This window comes from Klebsiella sp. Ech2A (assembly GCF_030078455.1).
GTDB lineage: Bacteria > Pseudomonadota > Gammaproteobacteria > Enterobacterales > Enterobacteriaceae > Klebsiella > Klebsiella terrigena.
The window spans coordinates 1-22,700 of the sequence record NZ_JAQGFU010000040.1 but is presented as its reverse complement, the minus strand read 5'-3'; the positions used below and the strand labels follow the sequence as shown (position 1 = coordinate 22,700).

Genomic DNA, 22,700 nt, shown 5'->3' with positions numbered 1-22,700 from the left:
TTCAATCAAAACAGACCGAGCGGCGCGGTACCGTAGCTCACCAGCAGGTTTTTCGTCTGCTGGTAGGCGTTCAGCGCCATTTTGTGGGTTTCACGCCCGACGCCGGACTGCTTATAGCCGCCAAACGCCGCGTGGGCCGGGTAGACGTGGTAGCAGTTTGTCCACACGCGGCCGGCTTTAATCCCGCGCCCCATGCGGTAGGCCAGGTTAGTATCGCGCGTCCAGACGCCGGCCCCGAGGCCAAACTGGGTCTCATTGGCGATCGCCAGGGCTTCCGCTTCATCCTTAAAGGTGGTGATGCCAATGACCGGGCCAAAAATTTCCTCCTGGAAGCTGCGCATATCGTTGCGCCCCTTAATCAGGGTCGGCTGAATATAGTAACCGTTATCCAGCTCCGCGGTGATGCTGGCGCGCTCGCCGCCGGTGAGGATCTGGCCGCCTTCGTCGCGGGCAATCTTAATGTACGACAGGATCTTGTCGAACTGCTGGCGCGAGGCCTGGGCGCCGATCATCGTATCGGTATCAAACGGGTCGCCGCGGCGAATCTGCGCCACTTTCGCCATCACCCGCTCCATAAACGGCTCGTAGATCGATTCATGAATAAGCGCCCGCGATGGGCAGGTGCAGACTTCGCCCTGGTTGAAGAAGCCCAGCACCAGCCCCTCCACCGCCTTCTCAATAAACTCGTCTTCCCCGTCCATCACGTCGGCAAAGTAGATATTTGGCGACTTGCCGCCGAGCTCAACGGTGCAGGGAATAATATTCTCCGCGGCGCAGGCCATAATATGTCGGCCAACCGGCGTGGAGCCGGTGAAGGCGATTTTCGCGATCCGCTTGCTGGTCGCCAGCGCTTCGCCGGCCTCCTTGCCGAATCCCTGCACCACGTTCAGCACCCCCGGCGGGAAGATATCGCCGATAATCTCCAGCAGCAGCGTAATGCTGAGCGGCGTCTGCTCTGCGGGCTTGAGCACCACGCAGTTGCCCGCCGCCAGCGCCGGCGCCAGCTTCCACGCCGCCATCAGCAGCGGGAAGTTCCACGGGATGATCTGCCCCACCCCGCCCAGCGGCTCGTGGAAGTGATAGGCCACGGTGGTTTCGTCGATCTCGGCGGTGCTGCCCTCCTGCGCGCGCAGGCAGCCGGCAAAATAGCGGAAGTGATCGACCGCCAGCGGCAGATCGGCGTTGAGGGTTTCGCGAATCGGCTTACCGTTATCCCAGCTCTCCGCTACCGCCAGGTACTCGAGGTTTTTCTGGATGCGATCGGCAACCTCCAGCAGCAGGTTGGAGCGCTGCTGCACCGACGTTTTTCCCCATGCCTCTGCGGCGCGGTGCGCGGCATCAAGGGCAAAATCGATATCTTTGGCATCGGAGCGGGGAAATTGCGCAATGTCGCTACCGTCCACGGGGGAGGTATTCATAAAGAATTCGCCGCCGAGCGGCTCGACAAACTTGCCGTCAATATAGTTGCCGTAGGCGGATTTGAGGGTAACTAACGCGCCCGGGGTGCCAGGATGAGCATAACGCATTGCAATCTCCTTCTTGTAGGGTTGAGGCGCAGCGGCGTATTGGTTTTTTGCTCTTGCCTGCTGCAACAGGGCTATTGCAGGGGTTGTGCCAGTTTTCTCGCCTTTAAAAATAATAAATAAAATCAAAACATTAATAGTCGTCGCATTTATATACGGCGCCGATTTTTGCTTCTGTGTCGCAAATCGCAACACATAAGAAACCGTAAAGCTACAATGTTGCAACATAACTCAGCCGACCATGAGGTGCTCCGTGCAAGGAAACCCGTTTACCCTCGCCCCGGAGGAAACAGCTAATCCGTTGCTCAGCGATTCGTGGTTTCGCAGCCAGCTGTATGGCCTGCAGCCCACGACGGATAACTTCCCGCGCCTGCGCTCCGGCGAGCTGGCGGATCTGCTGGCCAGCCATAGCGGGCTGCAGCAGCTCACGCAGCCGGTGGTTGGCGCCCTGTCGCGTAAAGTCGCCGACCTGCAGTCGGTGGTGATCCTCTCCGATGCCAGCGGCCTGGTGCTGCAAACCTTCGGCAATATGCACGCCATGCAGAAGGCGCAGAGCTTTGCCCTCGCGCCGGGAAATTTATGGAGCGAAAGCGGCCGCGGGACTAACGCCATCGGCACCGCGCTGGCGATTGACGACAGCTGCGAAATTGACGGCCGCCAGCATTTTCTCACCAGCAACCAGGATCTCTACTGCGCGGCCATTCCCATTCAGAGCCCTGACGGGCAAATTGCCGGCGTGCTGGATATTTCCGGGCCGGCGCATTTCCCCCATCCGCATACCCTGGGATGGGTGAAAGAGGCGGCTAAACAGATCGAGTATTTATGGGTAAAACAGAGCCTGCACCCGCAGCAGTGGCTGATGAGCCTGCACTCGCAGCCGCAGAAGCTCGACAGCGTTGAGGAGCTGCTGCTGGTCTTTTCCGATAACGTTCTCACCGCCGGCAACCGGCTGGCGATGCGCGAGCTGGGGCTCGGCAGCGAGCAGCTGGGCCGCATCACCTTCCAGCAGCTCTTTCCGCTGCTGACGCAAACCGCGGTCAGCGTTCCGCTGCCGCTCACCGTTCGCCGACAAAGCTACTACTACCGGCTACGCGCCCCTACCCGCAGCGCCGTGGCGGTGTCGGCCCCCCCCGCCGTCGACCTTCCCTTCGCCGGCCCGCGCGAAGGGGAAAAAATGGTGCGCCTGCTCAACGCCGGCATCGCGCTGTGCATTGAAGGAGAAACGGGGTGTGGGAAAGAGTACGTCAGCCGTACCCTGCACCAGCATAGCCGCTGGCGCAGCGGTAAGTTTGTGGCCATCAACTGCGCCGCCATTCCCGAATCGCTGATTGAGTCAGAGCTCTTTGGCTATCAGCCGGGGGCCTTCACCGGCGCCAGTAAAAACGGCTATATCGGTAAAATCCGCGAGGCCGACGGCGGCGTGCTGTTCCTGGATGAGATTGGCGATATGCCGATGCTGCTGCAGACGCGGCTGCTGCGGGTGCTGCAGGAAAAAGAGGTCACTCCGCTCGGCGCCAGCCAGAGCACCCCGGTCAACTTCGCGGTGATCTGTGCAACCCACCGTAATCTGGCCCAGCGCGTCGCCGACGGCGAGTTTCGCGAGGATCTGTTCTATCGCCTGCGGGAATTTGCCCTGGCCATTCCGCCGCTGCGCGGCTGGCCGGCGCTGCCGGCGTTTATCCAGCGGCTATGGCAGGCGCTCGGCGCGGGGCAGCGTCGGGTGCAGCTGTCGCCGGACCTGCTGGACAACCTCGCCCGTCAGCCCTGGCCGGGCAACGTGCGCCAGCTGCAAAGCCTGATGAAGGTTCTGCTGGCGCTGGCCGACGACGGCGCCCGCCTCGAGGTTGACGATTTGCCCGCCGAGTACCGGACAGCGCCGGCTCCCGCCGCGCCGCGCGGGCTGCAGCAGCACGATAGCCAGCTGATTGCCGATACCCTGACCACCTACAACGGTAACGTCAGTAAGGCGGCGCAGGCGCTGGGCGTGGCGCGCAGCACGCTCTATCGCCGGGCCGCGCGGTCGGGACGCAATTAATCCTCTGCGGGGCCTCGCGCCCCGCCAACGAAGCAACATACCGCTATCCGCGCTGGCATCATGCGCCCCTTTATTTTAGAATAAGCTAAATTTAGACAATACTAAAATAAAGAGATGAACACGCCACAAGAGCTGCAGGTCAGCGCCGGGGAAGCCGCGGCCCTGTTAAAAGCAATGAGCAACCCCAACAGGCTGATGATTCTGTGCATGCTTTGCGACGCGCCGCACGCCAGCGCCGGCGAGCTGGCGCGGATCACCGGCCTGAGCCCCTCCGCCACCTCACAGCACCTGGCGCGCATGCGCGACGAAGGCCTCATCGACAGCAGGCGCGAGGCGCAGCGCATCCATTACTTCATCACCGATCCTGCCGTCCAGCAGATTATCGCCACGCTGAAGGCCATCTATTGCCCTTAAGGAGCCGTCATGACTATCACCGCCCTTTCTCCCGAAGAAGCCCGGACGCAAATCGCCCGGGGCGCCAGATTAATTGATATCCGCGACGCCGATGAGTATGCCCGCGAGCACATTCCCGACGCCGAGCTGGTCCCGCTCAGCGCCCTGAACGGCGGCGCGACGCTGCGCGCCACCGCCGATGAAACGATTATTTTCCACTGCCAGGCCGGCTCGCGGACGCAAAACAACGCCATTCGCCTGCTGGCGGCCGCCGCTCCGGCGCAGGTCAGGCTGCTGGCCGGCGGCATTCAGGCCTGGAAGGCGGCGGGCCTGCCGGTCGCAGAAGATAAATCGCAGCCGCTGCCGCTGATGCGTCAGGTGCAGATCGCCGCCGGCGGGCTCATACTTCTCGGCGTGGTGCTGGGATACGGCTTCGGCAGCGGCTTTTTCCTGCTGAGCGCGTTCGTCGGCGCCGGGCTGACCTTCGCCGGTATCACCGGCTTTTGCGGCATGGCGCGGCTGCTGGCGGTGATGCCGTGGAACCGACGCTGATATCTACCCCCTCAGGTCAGTTGTCTCCTGCCGTTCGGCTGAGCTATGGTTAATATCCGCAATCGCGACGCAGGGTCACGGCAGGTAGCAGGATGAGGCGTCGGATTATTCATGCAGAGGAGAGAGATAATGTATTCACCTGGCGATCTGGTACAGCCGCGAACGGGCGGTCCAAAGCTTAAAGTGGTGGCCGTCAACGACGATCACATTGTCGCCGTGCAGGCCAGCAACGAGCAGGGAGAGAAATTTACCCTCAAAGCGGCCGACGTGACGCCCTATACCGAAGACGGCGATTTCGGCGTTTGCTGATATTTACGGTGGGTCACCCCACCGTTATTTCCCCTGTCGCAGAGAGCCTACCGCTGCGGGATAAATATTAAATCAGGAAGCTCTCGAGGGTTTTACCCGCAGAGAGGGCCCGGGCGATCGGCTTCGGCATACGGCCCTGGCCGGTCCAGGTTTTTTCCAGACCGTTAAAATCGATAAAACGATATTTTGCCGGACGCGGCCGCCGCGCTTTCGTTCCCGGCGCTCTCTTCTGGCCCAGCAGCTCATCAGGCGTAATGCCATCGGCCATCATCAGCTCCAGCCAGGTGCTAATTTTTTCCTGATATTCAGCTTTCTGCGCATGGTCAGCCTGCTGCCGGGTACGTTTTTCTTCAGTGACGATCCTGAGCTTTTCCAGCATATCGTCAAGAGCGTCAATGGAGAATTCACGCGTCATGGCCCGCAGCGAGCGGATATTATTCAGTTTCTGTAACATTAAAGACATAAATTTTCAAAAAACTCCGGATAACAAATAAAACAAAATTACGTGACCATCTTAATAGCCGAGATTATTTATTACCACCTTTAATATCCCCGTATAAATATAGAAAGATAATTCCGTTGTGAATTCATTTATACACGCCCCAGGCAGAAGGCTTTTACGGGCTGGGTTCAATATAGCGCCAGCGGCTGCGAGTTATTCAGATTAGCGTAACGGCAAACCGCCCGCTGATATTACTCCTCAGGGCGCGTCGATGCGCAACAGGAATATCCCTGAGCCGCGCGCCTGCTCCGACGTGCGTATATAGCGGGGATGCGGAAAGCCTTAGCATAATACCGCCAGAGGCGAAGCGCGCTACGTTGACCGGCGCCTGCATAAGCATTCATTAAAGACGAATGAAAAAAAATGGCCATGGCAGCATTTTATGCTGAACCATACGCCATACTCCGACAAATAAATCCAAAAGTGATAGACATCACGCTTCTCTGCGAAGATCGCGCTGACTAAGGGCCTCCCCATCGGCATTATCTTTTTCGCAACACAACCATAACAATATTAAATTATTGATAATTAACAACAAAAATGATAATCAGCATAAACCTAACGAAACGCTCAGCGAACAGCCTTCCACAGAGTATTTTATAGACAAAAAGCCATTAAATAAAAATTTGCAGCTAGTTGCCACCTTCAAGCCAGAGATATAACCTACTCACATCATTACAGGCAGCCCAAAAACGCTATAACAGCGCGCATTTTTTGGCGTAACAGACTTTATTTTCGAGGAGCATACCGATGTTCTCTGCGCAGTCCCGCTTGCGTCATGCGGTAGCAGACACCTTTGCGATGGTCGTGTACTGCACCGTCGTAAACATGATGATCGAGATTTTCCTCTCCGGAATGACTTTTGAGCAGTCGTTATCGTCACGTCTGGTCGCTATTCCGGTAAACATTATTATTGCGGTGCCCTACGGTTTTTACCGCGACCGCGCGATGCGCCTGGCGCGCCATATCAGCCCCGCAGGCTGGATGAAGAATGTTGCCGACGTTGTCGCCTATGTGACCTTCCAGTCGCCGGTGTACGTCGCGATTCTGTTTGTCGTGGGTGCCGACTGGCATCAGATTGCCGCGGCGGTGAGTTCGAATATCGTCATTTCAATGCTGATGGGCGCGGCGTATGGCTACTTTCTTGATTACTGCCGCCGTCTGTTCCGCGTCAGCGCCTACCGCCAGGCCAAGGCCTGAGCCGGTGACCAGCCAGCGACTGGCCCGCGCCAGTCGCTCACTGCATCCACTTCCTTGTTATCATCCCCCAGCGGCAATTTGCCCGCACGTTAATGCGCAAATCCGCCGGTTAACTGTGAGTTAACTATGGGACATCGTCGGCTGCGCTTCGCCAAATAAGCCACTCAGAAAGCGCTCAAGCGCAATACGTGAGCTGAATCCGTGTGGAATACCATAATGCTGCTGCGCATCACCGGCTAAATAGAGCGGGAACTGCTCGTAATGATCGCAGGTCTTGATATCCGAAGCGGGGTCCGCCAGCGTATTGCTGCGCTCTTTCAGCGCCGGATGAATAATTAAAGCGGTACGCCCCATGCGCGCTTCGCGGTTCACATAAACATAATTATCGCCACGGCGATAGCCGTACGCTTTTTGCGTCACAACATCCATGGTGAAGCCGGCTTTTTCAAGAACACGCGCCACCTCATCGGGTCTTAAATACATACTCATTCCTCGTTATCTTTTACCGCACATTTACCTTACCTTATTCTTGATTGGCAGGGCTTTCGGAAAATTCCAGAAACCACGATTTAAAGCATAATTCAAAATCTTGTCCTACACTTATCGCTCTACCCTAAATAATTCTGGTTGCAATACGACAGAAGCGTAGGAACAACCTCAAGTATGGCGGGTATCGATGATATTAAGGGAGAAATCAATGGCCAACCGTGTGAATCGCAACAATGTAGATGAAAGCGCTGAGGATATTCATAACGATGTCAGCCAATTAGCGGATACGCTGGAAGAAGTGCTGAAATCGTGGGGCAGCGATGCTAAAGACGAAGCGGACGCTGCGCGCAAAAAGGCGCAGGCATTGCTGAAAGAGACTCGCGCGCGCATTAACGGTAACAACCGCGTGCAGCAGGCCGCGCGTGACGCCGCCGGCTGCGCCGATACCTACGTGCGAGACAAACCCTGGCAGAGCGTCGGCGCCGCCGCCGCTGTTGGGTTATTTATTGGCGTATTGCTGAATTTGCGTCGATAATATAAACGTAAGACGAAGATAACAAATACGCGTCAACCCCTGTATGCCGTCGGTATGCAGGGGTTTTTTATTTCTCACCGCCGCGTACGGCCTGCCCGAGCTGGCGCACGAGGTCAGCGGCCATCTCCGGGGAGGTCAGATTGGTAAAACTCACCAGCAGCCCTCCCTCACCGCGGCTCTGCATCCGCCAGTCGCTCAGCGCCTGAACGTCCAGCCCGGCCTCTCTTGCTCGCCGCGCCTGCAGCCGGTCGTCGCCGCGCGTCGCAATCACCAGCTGAATGCCGCCCAGCTGCGGAACCACCGCAAAGCCGGCGGCCGCCAGCGCCGACTCCAGCCACTGACGGCGCAGGGCGTAGCTGGCGCGCATTTTTTTCAGATGGCGCCAGAAATGCCCCTCCTGAATAAAATCGGCCAGCGTCTGCTGCCACAGCGTCGGCACGCTGCAGCTCATCAGCTCCGCCTGGCGACGAAATGCGGCAACCTGCGGCGGGGGAACCACCAGCCACGCAGCGCGCAGCGCGGGAAAGAGTGATTTGCTGAACGTTCCGCAGTAGATCACGCGCTGCGGGGCATCAAGACTTTTCAGCGGCGGCAGCGGCTTGCCCCGATAGCGAAATTCGCTATCGTAATCATCTTCGATAATCCAGCCGTCGTTTTGCGCCGCCCAGGCCAGCAGCTGCCTGCGTCTCTCAAGCGAGAGCGCAACGCCGGTCGGGCTTTGGTGAGCGGGCGTCAACAGCGCGAAGTGCGCCTTTGGAAAGCAGCGCAGCGCGTGATCCACGTCCATACCTTCATCATCGACCGGCACCGGATTAATGACCACATTTTGCCCCGTGACCACCGGACGGATCAGCGGAAAGCCGGGGTCCTCCATCCACATGTCCTGCCCGGGCCGGGCCAGTGTGCGCAGGATCAGCGTCATCGAGGCGGCATAGCTGCCGGTCACCAGCACCTGCTCCGGCTGGCACTCAATGCTGCGCGAGAGGCGAAGATAATCGACAATCGCCCGGCGCAGGATCGGTTCACCGCAGGGCTCTCCCGGCGCCAGATCGAAACGGGTTTGCGTGCGCAGGCGTCGGCCCATCACCCGCGCCCACAAGCCGCGCGGGAAAAGATCCAGCGCCGGCAGGCCCATTTTAAACGGCAGGGGCGCTGTCGGCTCGCTGCCGGCCGCCAGGCGCGTCGGCGCCGCCTGCTGCGGGCTGAGGCGCTCGCTGACGAAGGTTCCCGCCTGGCCGCGCCGCTCAAGCCATCCCTGAGCCACCAGCTCGCCCCAGGCGTTTTCCACCGTCGCCCGCGAGACGCCGAGCTCCTGAGCGTAGACCCTGCTGGCGGGCAGGCGGCTGCCCGGCGGCAGCTCGCCGCGCTCAATGGCGGATTTCAGCTGCCGGGCGATACGCTGATAGTGTGGCGCTTTTTTGGCTTCCATTATGGTCTGCTTTTTTCATTAAAATATGGCTATCTTTTGCAGTCCATTATAGTGCTATTTTGGCTGCCGTCTTAGAGACTATCTCACCCGACGTCGCCGTTGACGTCCGCCCGGGCCCGCCGCGAGGTCCCGTGCAGCCTAAGGGATAGCTCTTCATGTGGAGAGAAAAATGAACACGCTGCGTCAGCCCTATAACGAACTGAGTCCGGAAGTCTATAACGCGCTGGTACAGGCGAAAGTTGCGCTGGAAAAAAGCGAGCTCGACGGCACGCTGCTGGAGCTGGTTTACCTGCGCGTTTCGCAGATTAACGGCTGCGCCTTCTGCCTCGAGATGCACAGTAAAGCGCTGAGAAAATCCGGCGTCGCCCAGGGCCGCCTCGACGCGCTGGCCGGCTGGCGGGTAAGCGCCCACTTTGATGCCGCGGAGCGCGCGGCGCTGGCGTGGGCCGAGTCGGTAACCCACATTGCCAGCAGCCATGCGGAAGATGAGGTTTATCTGCCGCTGCTGGATCATTTTAGCCCGCGTCAGATAAGCGATTTAACCTTCGCCATCAGCCTGATGAACGCCTTTAACCGCCTTGCCGTCAGCATGCGCCTGTAGTTTTACGCCCGGCCGCCCCCGCCCTCATGGGATCGCTCCCTGGGGGTTTTTCTTATTTTAAAACGCTATATATTGCGTGGTTGAACTTTTTGACAACTACATCTAGTATTTCCTGAACAGTTAACCGATACCAACCGCTGCGCCTTTCTGCGCCGTCCTGTTATCTTAAATGGAAATACGAATCATGCGCATTACTATTTACACTAAAAATGACTGCGTTCAGTGCCACGCGACCAAGCGCGCCATGGAGAGCCGCGGGTTTGCCTTCGAGATGGTCAACATCGAGCACCATCCCGACGCCGCAGAGATGCTGCGCGAGCAGGGATTTCGCCAGCTGCCGGTGGTGATTGCCGGCGAGACCCGCTGGTCCGGCTTCCGTCCGGATATGATTAATCGCCTGCGTCCCGTCGCGGCGGCGAGCGCATGAGCCTCATCGTCTACTTCTCCAGCAGCTCCGAAAATACGCACCGGTTCGTCCAGCGTCTGGGGCTGCCCGCGGTGCGCATTCCGCTTAACGAGCGGGAGCGGATCCAGGTAGACGAACCCTATATTCTCATCGTCCCCAGCTACGGCGGCGGCGGAACCGCAGGCGCCGTGCCGCGCCAGGCGATCCGCTTTTTAAACGATCCCCACAATCGTCAGTTAATTCGTGGCGTCATCGCCGCAGGCAACCGCAACTTTGGCGACGCCTACGGCCGGGCCGGCGACGTTGTCGCGCAGAAATGCAGCGTGCCGTACCTCTATCGCTTTGAGCTGATGGGCACCCCACAAGATGTCGACAACGTGCGTAAAGGAGTAAGCGAATTTTGGCAACAACAACCGCAGAACGTCTAACCGCAGAGGCGCCGGATTTCCACGCCCTCAACGCCATGCTGAATCTGTACGACAGCAGCGGGCGGATCCCGTTTGACAAGGACCGCCAGGCGGTGGACGCCTTTATGGCAACCCACGTCGAGGCTAACACCGTCTCTTTCGCCAGCCAGAACGATAAGCTGGAGTGGCTGGTGGCCGAAGGCTACTACGACGCCGGCGTGCTGGAGAGCTACGACCGCAGCTTTGTGCTGGCGCTCTTTGCCCACGCCGAGCGCCATAATTTTCGCTTCCAGACCTTCCTCGGCGCCTGGAAGTTCTACACCAGCTATACGCTGAAAACCTTCGACGGCAAGCGCTACCTTGAGCACTTCGCCGACCGCACCTGCATGGTGGCGCTAAGCCTGGCGCAGGGCGACGAAACCCTGGCCCGCCAACTGACCGACGAGATCCTGAGCGGTCGCTTCCAGCCAGCGACCCCCACCTTCCTGAACGCCGGCAAGCAGCAGCGCGGAGAGCTGGTCTCCTGCTTCCTGCTGCGCATCGAAGACAACATGGAGTCGATTGGCCGGGCGGTGAACTCGGCGCTGCAGCTCTCAAAGCGCGGCGGCGGCGTAGCCTTCCTGCTGTCGAACCTGCGCGAGGCCGGCGCGCCGATTAAGCGCATCGAGAACCAGTCCTCAGGGGTGATCCCGGTGATGAAAATGCTGGAAGATGCCTTCTCCTACGCCAACCAGCTCGGCGCGCGCCAGGGCGCCGGGGCGGTCTATCTGCACGCGCATCATCCGGATATCCTGCGCTTCCTCGACACCAAGCGCGAAAATGCCGATGAGAAAATCCGCATCAAAACCCTGTCGCTCGGCGTCGTTATCCCGGACGTCACCTTCCAGCTGGCGAAAGACGACGCGCAGATGGCGCTGTTCTCGCCCTACGACGTCGAGCGGCTGTACGGTAAGGCGTTTGGCGATATCGCCGTCAGCGAGATGTACCCGCAGCTGGTCGCCGACGAGCGGGTCAGCAAGCGCTGGATCCGCGCCCGCGATCTGTTCCAGCGGCTGGCGGAGATTCAGTTTGAGTCCGGCTACCCGTACATCATGTTTGAAGACACCGTTAACCGCGCCAACCCGATTGCCGGGCGGGTGAACATGAGCAACCTGTGCTCGGAAATTTTGCAGGTCAACACCCCCTCGACCTTTGACGAAAACCTCGATTACGCCAGCGTCGGCCAGGATATCTCCTGCAATCTCGGCTCGTTAAATATCGCCCATACCATGGATTCGCCCGACTTTGCCCGCACGGTTGAAGTCGCCATTCGCGGCCTGACGGCGGTGTCCGATATGAGCGACATTCGCTCGGTGCCTTCGGTGGCAGCCGGCAACGCGGCCTCTCACGCCATCGGGCTGGGGCAGATGAACCTGCACGGCTATCTGGCGCGGGAGGGCATCGCCTACGGCAGCCCGGAGGGGCTGGACTTCACCAACCTCTATTTTTACACCGTGACCTGGCATGCGCTGCACACCTCGATGCTGATGGCGCGCGAGCGCGGCCAGCGTTTCGCCGGCTTCTCGCAATCGCGCTACGCCAGCGGGGAGTATTTCCAGCAGTATCTGCAGGGCGACTGGCAGCCGAAAACGACGAAAGTCCGCGAGCTGTTCGCCCGCGCCGGCATCGTCCTGCCCGATCGCCACATGTGGCAGCAGCTGCGCGAGGACGTGATGCGTTACGGGATCTATAACCGCAATCTGCAGGCGGTGCCGCCCACCGGCTCGATCTCCTATATCAACCACGCGACCTCGAGCATCCATCCGATCGTCTCGAAGATAGAGATCCGCAAAGAGGGCAAGACCGGGCGGGTTTACTATCCGGCCCCGTTTATGACCAACGACAACCTGGAGTTGTACCAGGACGCGTATGAGATTGGCCCGCAAAAAATTATCGACACCTACGCCGAGGCCACGCGACATGTCGATCAGGGGCTCTCTTTAACGCTCTTTTTCCCCGATACCGCCACCACCCGCGATATCAACCGGGCGCAGATCTACGCGTGGAAAAAAGGCATTAAGACGCTCTACTACATCCGCCTGCGCCAGCTGGCGCTGGAAGGTACCGAAATTGAGGGCTGCGTGTCCTGCGCGCTGTAAGGAGAACCCGATGACCCATCTATCGCGCATTAGCGCCATTAACTGGAATAAGATTCAGGACGACAAGGACCTGGAGGTGTGGAACCGCCTGACCAGCAACTTCTGGCTGCCGGAGAAGGTGCCGCTGTCCAACGATATCCCCGCGTGGCAGGCCCTGAGCCCGATGGAGCAGCAGCTGACCATCCGCGTTTTCACCGGCCTGACGCTGCTCGATACCATTCAGAATACCGCCGGCGCGCCGGCGCTGATGAACGACGCCCTCACCCCGCACGAGGAGGCGGTGATGTCGAATATCAGCTTTATGGAGGCGGTGCACGCCCGCTCCTACAGCTCGATTTTCTCCACCCTGTGCCAGACCAGGGACGTCGACGCCGCCTACGCCTGGAGCGAAGAGAACGCCCCGCTTCAGCGCAAAGCCGAGCTGATGCTGGAGTATTACCGGGCGGACGAGCCGCTGAAGAAGAAAATCGCCAGCGTCTTCCTCGAATCCTTCCTCTTCTATTCCGGATTCTGGCTGCCGATGTACTTCTCCAGCCGCGGCAAGCTGACCAATACCGCCGACCTGATTCGCCTGATCATCCGCGACGAGGCGGTGCACGGCTATTACATCGGCTACAAATATCAGAAGGGGCTGGAAAAAGTCAGCGCCGAAAAGCGGGAGGAGCTGAAGAATTTCGCCCTCGACCTGCTGATGGATCTCTACGATAACGAGCTGGCCTACACCCAGCAGCTGTACGCCGAAAGCGGCTGGGCTGAGGAGGTCACCGCCTTCCTGTGCTACAACGCCAACAAGGCGCTGATGAACCTGGGCTATGAGGCGCTGTTCCCGGCAGAAATGGCCGCGGTCAATCCGGCGATCCTCGCCGCGCTCTCGCCAAACGCCGATGAAAACCACGACTTTTTCTCCGGCTCAGGATCGTCCTACGTGATGGGTAAAACCGAAGAAACCGCCGACGCCGACTGGGACTTTTAACCTTACTTTCACCAGGAATATATTCACTCGATTCCTGGTGATCTCTTTCACATTATTTCCATTCATCACACCATTATCCGTTCTGCTATTCTCGCGAAATCTTCCTGTCATATTCAGCCCAAACTCCGCAGTTTTGCCAATAATTACCCAGAGAATCTTAAAAATATTACCGGCGCGAAATCAACGCTCAGCCCTTATATCACGGGGAGTGCGCCGGCATTGCCCCCGTGCCATATCGGCCATTCCTGGACATTGAGGGTTGTCACAGAATCTGAGTATGTTAGGGTGTAAAAAGGTAATTATCTCCACCAGGTACCATATCGACATAATACAAATAACGGGAAACTCTCTATTGCATGGCAATTAAATTAGAAATTAAGAATCTCTATAAGATATTTGGCGAGCATCCGCAGCGAGCGTTCAAATATATTGAAAAAGGATTTACTAAAGAACAACTGCTGGAAAAAACGGGGCTTTCACTTGGCGTCAAAGATGCCAGTCTGACCATTGAAGAAGGCGAGATATTCGTCATCATGGGGCTTTCCGGATCGGGAAAATCCACCATGGTTCGCCTTCTCAATCGCCTGATTGAACCCACCCGCGGACAGGTGCTGATTGACGGCGTGGATATCGCCAAAATATCTGAATCCGAGCTGCGCGAGGTGCGCAGGAAAAAGATCGCCATGGTGTTTCAGTCGTTTGCGCTGATGCCGCATATGACCGTGCTGGACAATGCCGCCTTTGGCATGGAGCTGGCCGGCACCTCAACCCAGGAGCGGCAGGAGAAAGCGCTGGAAGCGCTGCGCCAGGTCGGTCTGGAAAACTATGCTCACGCTTATCCGGATGAACTCTCCGGCGGGATGCGTCAACGCGTCGGGCTCGCCCGCGCGCTGGCGATTAACCCCGATATCCTGCTAATGGATGAAGCCTTCTCGGCCCTCGATCCCTTAATTCGTACCGAAATGCAGGATGAGCTGACCAAATTACAGGCCAAACATCAGCGCACCGTGGTCTTTATTTCCCACGATCTGGATGAAGCTATGCGCATCGGCGACCGGATTGCCATCATGCAAAATGGCGAGGTTATTCAGGTCGGGACTCCCGATGAAATCCTCAATAATCCGGCCAATGATTATGTGAAAACCTTCTTCCGCGGCGTCGATATTAGTCAGGTATTCAGCGCCAAAGATATTGCCCGCCGCAGCCCGGTTGGCTTAATTCGTAAAACGCCGGGCTTTGGCCCCCGTTCGGCGCTGAAATTACTCCAGGATGAAGACCGCGAATATGGCTATGTGATTGAGCGCGGTAATAAGTTTGTCGGCATTGTCTCCATTGATTCGCTGAAATCCGCGCTGAGCGAAGGTCAGGGAATTGACGCGGCGTTACTCGACTCCCCGCTGGCGGTGGATGCGCAAACGTCGCTGAGCGACCTGCTCTCCCACGTAGGCCAGGCACCGTGCGCGGTGCCGGTTGTGGATGAAGGGTATCAGTATATCGGCATCATTTCTAAACGAATGCTGCTGCAGGCTTTAGATCGCGAGGGGGCAAACAATGGCTGATCAATCTAACCCGTGGGATACCGCACCGGCGGCGGATAGCGCCGCACAATCTGCCGATGCCTGGGGCACGCCGGCCGCCGCGCCTGCCGACGGCGGCGGCGCCGACTGGCTGAACAGCGCCCCGGCGCCGCAGCCGGAACATTTCAACATCATGGACCCGTTCCATAAGACGCTGATCCCGCTCGACAGCTGGGTGACGCACGGTATCGACTGGATAGTGATGCACTTCCGCCCGCTGTTCCAGGGGATCCGCGTGCCGGTTGACTACATACTCAGCGCCTTCCAGCAGCTGCTGCTAGGGATGCCCGCGCCGGTGGCGATTGTGCTATTCGCCCTGATCGCCTGGCAGATCTCCAGCGTCGGCATGGGCGTCGCCACGCTGATCTCGCTGGTGGCCATCGGCGCTATCGGCGCCTGGTCGCAGGCGATGGTCACCCTGGCGCTGGTGCTGACCGCCCTGCTGTTCTGTATGCTGATCGGCCTGCCGCTGGGGATCTGGCTGGCGCGCAGCCCGCGTGCGGCCAAAATTATTCGTCCGCTGCTCGATGCCATGCAGACCACGCCGGCGTTCGTCTACCTGGTGCCCATCGTTATGCTATTCGGGATTGGTAACGTTCCAGGCGTGGTGGTGACCATTATCTTTGCCCTGCCGCCCATCGTGCGTCTGACCATTCTGGGGATTAACCAGGTGCCGGCGGATCTGATTGAAGCCTCGCGCTCCTTCGGCGCCAGCCCGCGCCAGCTGCTGTTTAAAGTTCAGCTGCCGCTGGCAATGCCGACCATTATGGCCGGGGTCAACCAGACGCTGATGCTGGCGCTGTCGATGGTGGTTATCGCCTCGATGATCGCCGTCGGCGGCCTCGGCCAGATGGTACTGCGCGGGATCGGCCGCCTTGATATGGGCCTCGCAAGCGTGGGCGGCGTCGGGATTGTTATCCTCGCCATCATTCTTGACCGCCTGACTCAGGCCGTCGGGCGCGATTCGCGCAGCCGCGGCAGCCGCCGCTGGTACACCACCGGCCCGCTGGGGCTAATCACCCGTCCCTTCAGTAAATAATCATCTCATCGCCCGGCGGCATTGCGCCTGCCGGGCCAGCAGTCATCCTTTCTTATTTATGAGGAACAACGATGCGACATACAGCGATTCTTGCCACAGCGTTCACCGCACTCATTGCCACCGGCGCCGTTGCCGCCGACCTGCCGGGTAAAGGCATCACCGTCAAACCGATTCAGAGCACCATCACCGAAGAGACCTTCCAGACCCTGCTGGTCAGCCGCGCGCTGGAGAAGCTGGGCTACACCGTCGATAAGCCGAGCGAAGTTGACTACAACGTCGGCTACACCTCGCTCGCCTCCGGCGACGCCACCTTTACCGCCGTTAACTGGCAGCCGCTGCATGACGACATGTACGCCGCGGCCGGCGGGGACAAGAGCTTCTATCGCGAGGGCGTTTATGTGAACGGCGCGGCGCAGGGCTACCTGATTGATAAGAAAACCGCCGAGCAGTATCACATTAAATCCATCGATCAGCTGAAAGACCCGAAAATCGCCAAACTGTTTGATACCAACGGCGACGGTAAAGCCGATCTCACCGGCTGTACGCCGGGCTGGGGCTGTGAAGCGGTGATTAACCACCAGCTTGATGCCTATGGCCTGAGCAACACCGTGGTGCATAACCAGGGTAACTATGCCGCGATGATGGCCGATACCATCGCACGCTATAAAGAAGGCAAGCCGGTGATTTATTACACCTGGACGCCGTACTGGGTCAGCGACGTGCTGAAGCCGGGTAAAGACGTGGTCTGGCTGCAGGTACCGTTCTCCTCCCTGCCGGGCGTGCAGAAGAACATCGATACCAAACTGGCTAACGGCGCCAACTACGGCTTCCCGGTGAGCACCATGCACATTGTGGCCAACAAAGCCTGGGCCGAGAAAAACCCGGCGGCGGCGAAGCTGTTCAGCATCATGAAGCTGCCGATTGCCGACATTAACGCCGAGAATGCGATGATGCATGAAGGTCACGCTTCAGAAGCGGATATCCAGGGCCACGTTGACGGCTGGATCAAAGCCCACCAGCAGCAGTTTGACGGCTGGCTGAAAGAGGCGCTGGCGGCGCAGAAATAATCTGCCCTCGTCAAGTTGCCATACTGCTCCGGCGCGCGTCACGCCGCCGGAGGTTCCCGGGAGGTACCCGGCCCGGGAACCGCCTCCTTTTTTGCGGCTCCACGAAATAACCTCCTCTTCTGCCGCCCACTATCTCCCGTCCCCCATGTGCGCTAACCTACGAACCGGCAAAGAGATTTTTCTCCTGACTATAGGTTTAACGTATCAATTTTAATCAATAATTCATTTGATTTATTTGTCACAATAGTTATTATATCGGCTGTAATTAATGAGGTCATACCCAAATGGATAGTTCGTTTACTCCCATTGAGCAAATGCTCAAATTCCGCGCCAGCCGTCACGAAGATTTCCCTTTCCAGGAGATTCTGTTAACTCGCCTCTGCATGCACATGCAGGGTAAGCTACTGGAAAATCGCAATAAAATGCTGAAAGCGCAGGGAATTAACGAGACATTATTTATGGCGCTGATCACCCTGGAATCTCAGGAAAACCACAGCATTCAGCCCTCCGAGCTGAGCTGCGCCCTGGGGTCGTCACGCACCAACGCCACCCGTATTGCCGACGAGCTGGAAAAACGCGGCTGGATTGAACGCCGTGAAAGCGATAACGATCGCCGCTGTCTGCATCTGCAGCTTACCGAAAAAGGTCATCAGTTTTTGCGCGAGGTTCTGCCTCCGCAGCATAACTGCCTGCATCAGCTCTGGTCTTCTTTAAGCACCAGCGAAAAAGATCAGCTCGAGCACATCACCCGTAAACTGCTTGGTCGTCTTGACCAGATGGAAGAAGACGGTGTGCTTGCGGAGTCTCTGCGCTAGGCGCGGAACCGCTCGAATTCTTTCTGAATTGACAAGGAAAAACAGACCAGGCCAGCAGATCTTCTGCTGGCCTTTCTGATAAACAGGTCGGCCCAGCCGATGTGAAATAATAAGATCGTGGAGAATAACATGAGCGCAAATGCGGAGAGCCAAATCCCGCAGCAACCGGGCAGCAAGAAAGGGAAGCGCAAGGGTGCCCTTCTGCTGCTGACATTGCTCTTTATTATTGTTGCCGTGGCATATGGGATTTATTGGTTTTTGGTGCTGCGTCATTACGAAGAGACCGATGACGCCTATGTGGCAGGGAATCAGGTTCAAATCATGGCGCAGGTGTCCGGCAGCGTGACGAAAGTCTGGGCCGACAACACTGATTTCGTGCAAAAAGGCGATCCGCTGGTCACCCTCGACCAGACCGATGCCCAGCAGGCGTTTGAGAAAGCGCAAACCCAGCTGGCCGCCAGCGTGCGCCAAACGCGCCAGTCGATGATCAACAGCAAGCAGCTGCAGGCCAATATCGACGTCAAAAAAACCGCGCTCTCACAGGCGCAAACCGACCTCAACCGCCGTATCCCGCTGGGAGCCGCTAACCTGATCGGCCGCGAGGAGCTACAGCACGCTCGCGATACCGTCGCCAGCGCCCAGGCCGAACTCGACGTGGCGGTGCAGCAGTTTAACGCCAACCAGGCCATTATCCTCGGCACCCGCCTCGAGCAGCAGCCTGCCGTCCTGCAGGCGGCCACCGAAGTGCGTAACGCCTGGCTGGCCCTGCAGCGTACGCAGATCGTCAGCCCGATTAGCGGCTACGTTTCCCGCCGTTCGGTACAGCCCGGGGCGCAGATAAGCCCGACCACTCCGCTGATGGCGGTCGTTCCGGCGACGAATCTGTGGGTTGACGCCAACTTCAAAGAGACCCAGCTGGCGCATATGCGCATCGGCCAGTCGGCCACCGTCATCAGCGATATCTACGGCGACGATGTGAAATACACCGGTAAGGTCGTGGGGCTGGATATGGGGACCGGCAGCGCCTTCTCCCTGCTGCCGGCGCAAAACGCCACCGGCAACTGGATTAAAGTAGTCCAGCGTCTGCCGGTGCGTATCGAGCTCGATGAAAAACAGCTGGCGGAGCACCCGCTGCGCATTGGCCTCTCTACGCTGGTTGAGGTGGATACCACCAACCGCGACGGCGCGGTGCTGGCTAACCAGACGCGTAAAGACCCGGCTTATGAAAGCAATGCCCGTGAAATCGCCCTTGAGCCGGTGAATAAACTGATCGACGGCATCATCCAGGCTAACGCCGGATAATTCGGGGTGAGCGTAATGCAACAGCAAAAACCGCTGGAGGGCGCGCAGCTGGTCATCATGACCATTGCGCTGTCGCTTGCGACCTTCATGCAGGTGCTGGACTCCACGATCGCCAACGTGGCTATCCCAACCATCGCCGGTAACCTTGGCTCGTCCCTGAGCCAGGGCACCTGGGTGATTACCTCGTTTGGGGTGGCAAACGCCATCTCCATTCCGATAACCGGTTGGCTGGCAAAACGCGTAGGGGAAGTGAAGCTGTTCCTGTGGTCAACGGTGGCGTTTGCCATCGCCTCCTGGGCCTGCGGCGTGTCCAACAGCCTGACGATGCTGATTTTCTTCCGCGTGATTCAGGGGATCGTCGCCGGTCCGCTGATCCCGCTGTCGCAGAGCCTGCTGCTCAGCAACTACCCGCCGGCAAAACGCTCCATCGCCCTGGCGCTGTGGTCGATGACGGTTATCGTGGCGCCAATCTGCGGGCCGATCCTCGGCGGCTATATCAGCGACAACTACCACTGGGGCTGGATCTTCTTTATCAACGTCCCGATTGGCGTTGCGGTGGTGATAATGACGCTGCAAACCCTGCGCAGCCGGGAAACCCGCACCGAGCAGCGGCGCATCGACGGCGTCGGGCTGGCGCTGCTGGTGATTGGTATCGGCAGCCTGCAGGTGATGCTCGATCGCGGCAAGGAGCTGGACTGGTTCGCCTCCACGGAGATTGTCGTCCTGACGGTGGTGGCGGTGGTGGCCATCAGCTTCCTGATCGTCTGGGAGCTTACCGACGACAACCCGATAGTCGACCTTTCGCTATTTAAGTCGCGAAACTTCACCATCGGCTGCCTGTGTATCAGCCTCGCCTATATGCTCTACTTCGGCGCTATCGTTCTGCTGCCGCAGCTGCTGCAGGAGGTCTACGGCTACACCGCGACCTGGGCGGGCCTGGCGTCGGCGCCGGTGGGGGTGATCCCGGTTATCCTCTCGCCGATTATCGGCCGCTTTGCCCATAAGCTCGATATGCGTCGGCTGGTGACCTTCAGCTTTATCATGTATGCGGTGTGCTTCTACTGGCGCGCATGGACCTTCGAACCGGGGATGGACTTCGGCGCCTCGGCCTGGCCGCAGTTTATCCAGGGCTTCGCGGTGGCCTGCTTCTTTATGCCGCTGACCACCATCACCCTGTCCGGCCTGCCGGCAGAGCGGCTGGCGGCGGCCTCGAGCCTGTCGAACTTCACCCGTACGCTGGCGGGCTCTATCGGGACCTCGATAACCACCACCATGTGGACCAACCGCGAGGCGCTGCACCATGCGCAGCTCACCGAGTCGATCACGCCCTACAACCCTAACGCTCAGCAGATGTATGAGCAGCTGCAGGGGCTGGGGATGACCCAGCAGCAGGCGTCCGGCTGGATAGCCCAGCAGATAACCAACCAAGGGCTGATTATTTCCGCCAACGAAATATTCTGGGTCTCCGCGGGGATCTTTATCCTGCTGTTAGGGCTGGTGTGGTTTGCCCGACCGCCGTTCAGCGCGGGCGGCGGCGGAGGCGGTGCGCACTAGCGTTAATACTAAGGGATCTGCGGATCCCTTTTTTATTGGCCGATAAAAACGCCCGCCTGTCCAGTTTGCGCTAGCTTCTGTCCACTGCGCTAAAGCACCCTGCTCTCCTTGTCGTGCAGGATAAAGATCCAACTCAAGGAGCTCATCATGCTGAAAAATCCTCACCAAAAGTATCGCCCCTCGCCGGTGATATCCCTGCCCGACCGCCGCTGGCCGGACCGGCAAATTGCCCACGCGCCGCGCTGGCTCTCTACCGACCTGCGGGACGGCAACCAGGCGCTGGCGGAGCCGATGGACGGCGCGCGCAAGCTGCAGTTCTGGAACCTGCTGCTGGAGTGTGGATTCAAAGAGATTGAAGTCGCCTTCCCGTCCGCATCGCAGACCGATTTCAACTTCGTTCGCCAGCTGATTGAGGAGCAGCGTATCCCCGAGGACGTCACCATTCAGGTGCTGACCCAGGCGCGGGAGGATTTAATCCTGCGCACCTTCGAATCGCTGCGCGACGCCCACAGCGCCACCGTGCATCTGTATAACGCCACCGCGCCGCTGTTTCGCCGGCTGGTCTTCGGTATGGAAAAAGCGCAGGTGGTTGAGCTGGCGACCCGCGCCACCCGGCTGATCCGCGAGCAGTGCGAACGGCAGCCGCAAACGCGCTGGCAGTACGAGTACTCGCCGGAAACCTTCTGCTTCACCGAGCCGGAGTTTGCGCTGGAGATCTGCGAAGCGGTGGCGGACATCTGGCAGCCCTGCGCCGAACGCCCGATGATTATCAACCTGCCCGCCACCGTGGAGGTCAACACCCCCAACGTCTATGCCGATCAAATTGAGTATTTTTGCCGTCACTTCTCGCGACGCGCCGACGTCTGCATCAGCGTCCACCCGCATAACGACCGCGGAACCGGCGTTGCCAGCGCCGAGCTGGCGGTGATGGCCGGCGCCGACCGCGTTGAAGGCTGCCTGTTTGGTAACGGCGAACGCACCGGCAACGTCTGTCTGGTAACCCTCGCCATGAATCTCTACAGCCAGGGCGTCGGCCCTCAGCTCACCTTCCCGGAGATGAAGCGGGTCGTGGAGATTGTCGAGAGCTGCAACCAGCTGCCGGTTCACCCGCGCCATCCGTGGGCCGGAAGCCTCGCCTACACCGCGTTTTCCGGCTCGCATCAGGATGCGATTAAGAAAGGCTTCGACGCCCGCCGGCCCGGCGAAGTTTGGCAGATGCCCTACCTGCCCGTCGACCCGCAGGATATCGGCTGCAGCTATGAAGCGGTTATCCGCGTCAACAGCCAGTCGGGTAAGAGCGGCAGCGCGTGGCTGATTGAGCAGAATCACGGCTTAAAGCTGCCGCGCATGCTGCAACAGGATTTCAGCCAGCACGTACAGCGCGAAACCGATAGTCACGGCAAGGAGATGACGCAAAACGCCCTGTGGCAGCTGTTCCGCGAGCGCTACGGCCTGGTGGCGGCACCGCCGCTGGCGCTGCTGGATTATAAAAGCGACAGCCAGCAGGACGGCCAGCTCTCGCTGCAGGCAACGCTCAGGGCCTACGGAGAGACCCGCAGGCTGCAGGGGCACGGCAACGGGCTGCTCTCTGCCGCGGCAAGCGGGCTGAGCGCGCTGCTTAAGCAACAGTTTGTGATTAAGGATTATCACGAGCATACCCTCGGCGAGCGCAGCGACAGCCGTTCGGTGGCCTATATCCGCTGCGTCTTCCCGAATGGCGACAGCCGCTGGGGGGTCGGGATCGATAACGATGTCGCCCGCGCCTCGCTGCAGGCGCTGTGCAATGCGCTCAGCGGCGGCCATCACTCCGGCGAGCGGAAGTAATCGCTGGGGGCCATCCCCATCACCCGGCGG

Annotated in this window: 22 protein-coding genes; 18 read left to right on the top strand and 4 right to left on the bottom strand. The window is 59.0% G+C overall.

Going from position 1 to position 22,700, the window contains the following annotated elements; all coding sequences use genetic code 11:
* Positions 1–5 precede the first annotated feature (5 nt).
* Complete coding sequence (gene exaC / locus PFH44_RS10500; RefSeq protein ID WP_283824978.1) at positions 6–1,526, bottom strand: acetaldehyde dehydrogenase ExaC; 1,521 nt, start codon at positions 1,524–1,526, stop codon at positions 6–8.
* A gap of 250 nt (positions 1,527–1,776) precedes the next feature.
* Here exaC and PFH44_RS10495 point away from each other — a divergent pair, with 250 nt between their 5' ends.
* The 4 genes from PFH44_RS10495 (at position 1,777) to PFH44_RS10480 (ending at position 4,812) form a co-directional block, all read left to right on the top strand.
* Positions 1,777–3,558 (top strand): sigma-54-dependent Fis family transcriptional regulator, encoded by a 1,782-nt coding sequence (locus PFH44_RS10495; protein WP_283824977.1) that lies wholly within the window; start codon positions 1,777–1,779, stop codon positions 3,556–3,558.
* A gap of 114 nt (positions 3,559–3,672) precedes the next feature.
* Complete coding sequence (locus tag PFH44_RS10490) at positions 3,673–3,972, top strand: ArsR/SmtB family transcription factor (RefSeq protein WP_045857754.1); 300 nt, start codon at positions 3,673–3,675, stop codon at positions 3,970–3,972.
* A 9-nt stretch (positions 3,973–3,981) separates the two neighbouring features.
* The gene (locus PFH44_RS10485; protein WP_045857752.1) at positions 3,982–4,503 is read left to right on the top strand and encodes a rhodanese family protein; all 522 of its coding nucleotides are present in this window, start codon (positions 3,982–3,984) and stop codon (positions 4,501–4,503) included.
* Positions 4,504–4,632: 129 nt separating this feature from the next.
* Positions 4,633–4,812, top strand: coding sequence for a hypothetical protein (locus tag PFH44_RS10480; protein WP_045857751.1), 180 nt, complete (start codon positions 4,633–4,635; stop codon positions 4,810–4,812).
* Between the two features lie 67 nt (positions 4,813–4,879).
* On the opposite strand, the gene stpA is transcribed toward PFH44_RS10480, so the two are convergent.
* A complete protein-coding gene (gene stpA / locus PFH44_RS10475) occupies positions 4,880–5,275 on the bottom strand; it encodes a DNA-binding protein StpA (protein ID WP_283824976.1) in 396 nt (131 codons plus the stop codon).
* A gap of 789 nt (positions 5,276–6,064) precedes the next feature.
* Here stpA and alaE point away from each other — a divergent pair.
* Positions 6,065–6,514, top strand: a complete 450-nt coding sequence (gene alaE, locus PFH44_RS10470) for an L-alanine exporter AlaE (RefSeq protein WP_045857746.1) — start codon at positions 6,065–6,067, stop codon at positions 6,512–6,514.
* 120 nt (positions 6,515–6,634) lie between these two features.
* On the opposite strand, the gene PFH44_RS10465 is transcribed toward alaE, so the two are convergent.
* On the bottom strand, positions 6,635–6,997 hold the full coding sequence (locus tag PFH44_RS10465; RefSeq protein WP_041146845.1) for a DUF2002 family protein: 363 nt from the start codon (positions 6,995–6,997) through the stop codon (positions 6,635–6,637).
* Between the two features lie 214 nt (positions 6,998–7,211).
* Here PFH44_RS10465 and PFH44_RS10460 point away from each other — a divergent pair, with 214 nt between their 5' ends.
* Positions 7,212–7,538: a DUF883 family protein gene (locus PFH44_RS10460; RefSeq protein WP_041146846.1), complete on the top strand. Its 327-nt coding sequence runs from the start codon at positions 7,212–7,214 to the stop codon at positions 7,536–7,538.
* 67 nt (positions 7,539–7,605) lie between these two features.
* Here PFH44_RS10460 and pdxR read toward each other — a convergent pair whose 3' ends face one another.
* Complete coding sequence (gene pdxR / locus PFH44_RS10455; RefSeq protein ID WP_283824975.1) at positions 7,606–8,967, bottom strand: MocR-like pyridoxine biosynthesis transcription factor PdxR; 1,362 nt, start codon at positions 8,965–8,967, stop codon at positions 7,606–7,608.
* A 169-nt stretch (positions 8,968–9,136) separates the two neighbouring features.
* Between pdxR and PFH44_RS10450 the strand changes: the two genes are divergently transcribed.
* The 12 genes from PFH44_RS10450 (at position 9,137) to leuA (ending at position 22,670) form a co-directional block, all read left to right on the top strand.
* A complete protein-coding gene (locus tag PFH44_RS10450; protein ID WP_045857742.1) occupies positions 9,137–9,568 on the top strand; it encodes a carboxymuconolactone decarboxylase family protein in 432 nt (143 codons plus the stop codon).
* A gap of 184 nt (positions 9,569–9,752) precedes the next feature.
* Positions 9,753–9,995 (top strand): glutaredoxin-like protein NrdH, encoded by a 243-nt coding sequence (gene nrdH, locus PFH44_RS10445; RefSeq protein WP_045857739.1) that lies wholly within the window; start codon positions 9,753–9,755, stop codon positions 9,993–9,995.
* The gene (gene nrdI / locus PFH44_RS10440; RefSeq protein WP_045857737.1) at positions 9,992–10,402 is read left to right on the top strand and encodes a class Ib ribonucleoside-diphosphate reductase assembly flavoprotein NrdI; all 411 of its coding nucleotides are present in this window, start codon (positions 9,992–9,994) and stop codon (positions 10,400–10,402) included. Before nrdH ends, nrdI begins: the two co-directional genes overlap by 4 nt.
* Entirely contained in the window at positions 10,375–12,519 is a 2,145-nt protein-coding gene (gene nrdE, locus PFH44_RS10435; protein WP_283824974.1) for a class 1b ribonucleoside-diphosphate reductase subunit alpha, read from the top strand. The genes nrdI and nrdE overlap by 28 nt, the downstream gene beginning before the upstream one ends.
* A gap of 10 nt (positions 12,520–12,529) precedes the next feature.
* Entirely contained in the window at positions 12,530–13,492 is a 963-nt protein-coding gene (gene nrdF / locus PFH44_RS10430; protein WP_123708537.1) for a class 1b ribonucleoside-diphosphate reductase subunit beta, read from the top strand.
* Positions 13,493–13,848: 356 nt separating this feature from the next.
* Positions 13,849–15,051 carry a glycine betaine/L-proline ABC transporter ATP-binding protein ProV gene (gene proV / locus PFH44_RS10425; RefSeq protein ID WP_283824973.1) on the top strand — a complete coding sequence of 401 codons (1,203 nt, stop codon included), beginning with the start codon at positions 13,849–13,851 and terminating at the stop codon, positions 15,049–15,051.
* A complete protein-coding gene (gene proW / locus PFH44_RS10420) occupies positions 15,044–16,108 on the top strand; it encodes a glycine betaine/L-proline ABC transporter permease ProW (RefSeq protein WP_045857726.1) in 1,065 nt (354 codons plus the stop codon). The genes proV and proW overlap by 8 nt, the downstream gene beginning before the upstream one ends.
* 71 nt (positions 16,109–16,179) lie before the next feature.
* Positions 16,180–17,175, top strand: a complete 996-nt coding sequence (proX, locus tag PFH44_RS10415; RefSeq protein ID WP_045857725.1) for a glycine betaine/L-proline ABC transporter substrate-binding protein ProX — start codon at positions 16,180–16,182, stop codon at positions 17,173–17,175.
* A gap of 284 nt (positions 17,176–17,459) precedes the next feature.
* Positions 17,460–17,990, top strand: coding sequence for a transcriptional repressor MprA (gene mprA / locus PFH44_RS10410; protein WP_004104785.1), 531 nt, complete (start codon positions 17,460–17,462; stop codon positions 17,988–17,990).
* A 129-nt stretch (positions 17,991–18,119) separates the two neighbouring features.
* Positions 18,120–19,292: a multidrug efflux MFS transporter periplasmic adaptor subunit EmrA gene (gene emrA / locus PFH44_RS10405; protein WP_283824972.1), complete on the top strand. Its 1,173-nt coding sequence runs from the start codon at positions 18,120–18,122 to the stop codon at positions 19,290–19,292.
* 15 nt (positions 19,293–19,307) lie between these two features.
* Positions 19,308–20,846 carry a multidrug efflux MFS transporter permease subunit EmrB gene (emrB, locus tag PFH44_RS10400; RefSeq protein WP_283824971.1) on the top strand — a complete coding sequence of 513 codons (1,539 nt, stop codon included), beginning with the start codon at positions 19,308–19,310 and terminating at the stop codon, positions 20,844–20,846.
* Between the two features lie 147 nt (positions 20,847–20,993).
* Complete coding sequence (gene leuA, locus PFH44_RS10395) at positions 20,994–22,670, top strand: 2-isopropylmalate synthase (RefSeq protein ID WP_283824970.1); 1,677 nt, start codon at positions 20,994–20,996, stop codon at positions 22,668–22,670.
* The last annotated feature ends 30 nt before the right edge of the window (positions 22,671–22,700 follow it).